Annotated in this window: 1 protein-coding gene; it reads left to right on the forward strand. The window is 50.6% G+C overall.

All coding sequences use genetic code 11. The annotated features are described in order from the left end of the window. A partial coding sequence (locus AC3A8L_RS08125; RefSeq protein WP_487961736.1) for a DUF1552 domain-containing protein occupies positions 1-1000 on the forward strand: 1000 nt, incomplete at its 5' end. Positions 1001-1171: the final 171 nt, after the last annotated feature.

Genomic DNA, 1171 nt, shown 5'->3' on the forward strand with positions numbered 1-1171 from the left:
TTTTATCGATGGCCTCGACGGCCAAGGCGGCCATGGCCCGCATCACTACTGCATTGCCAACGATAAAAAAACCTCACTCGACATTTATGCGGCCAATACAATTGGCGCCGAAACACCGTTTAAATCATTGCATTTGGCAGCCTACCCACAAGGTAGCTTGTCGCGCATTAATGGCAATGGTATTCCTTTCGACTTAAACCCGGTGAAGGTTTACGATCGTATGTTCCCAGAGGCCCTTGGTGAAGGCGAGCGCGACTGGACCACCATTCGACGCCAGGGCATTTTTGGTGCAAACCTAAAAATGCTCAATGAATTCAAAAAAGACGTTAATGCGACTCAACGCGACCGCCTCGACTTACACGCTGATTCAATCCAATCAATGAGTGAGCGTATTCAGCGCGCCGCCTCAGCCAGTGGTGGCAGCGCCTGCACTCGGCCCTTTTGGGATGGCGCGATCACCGATACCGAGCTGCTTGCCAACGAAGCGTTAACCGGCGCGGCAACAGAGCTACGAACGCGATTAAGTATGGATTTAATTGCCTTAGCGTTTAAGTGCGACCTAACGCGAGTAGCAACCTTTAGCTTTGGTCACTCTGGAGCCGACGTTGTTTTGCCCACCGGCTTTACGTGGCACGACGCCCAGCACGGCTATAACAATCACCTGAAAAACCCACAAGGTCGCGCTTGGTTCTCTGAGCAAATGGTGTATCTGATGAACCTGCTGGAATCCGCACCCGATACCGACGGCCGTACATTGCTGGATAACACCCTAATTTACCTAACAAGTGATATGGGTAATGGCTCTGCACACGACAATGCCCGCATGCCCGTTGTATTGGCTGGCGGCCTCGTTAAAGGTGGTCAAGCGATTAATATGGGCGGCAAATTCTGGAATCCACTTTTCGATACCATAGCCGATGCACTGGGCATCCCATTAGATGCTGCCGATTACCCGCAGTATGGCAATGGTGCAGGGCCTATTAGCGGAATTGTTGCTTAGTCTTTGAATCGGCATTCAATACGCGCAATAAAAAACCACCTTTCGGTGGTTTTTTATTGCTCTCGCATATTCCCCAGATTATTGTCGTTCCAATCATCAGCCACAACCTTAGGGATGAGGCAATAATAGTTTATCCAATTAGGCGAAGAGGGCCTGCAGGGAAGCAGGTTG

Source organism: Marinagarivorans sp. (genome assembly GCF_982758155.1).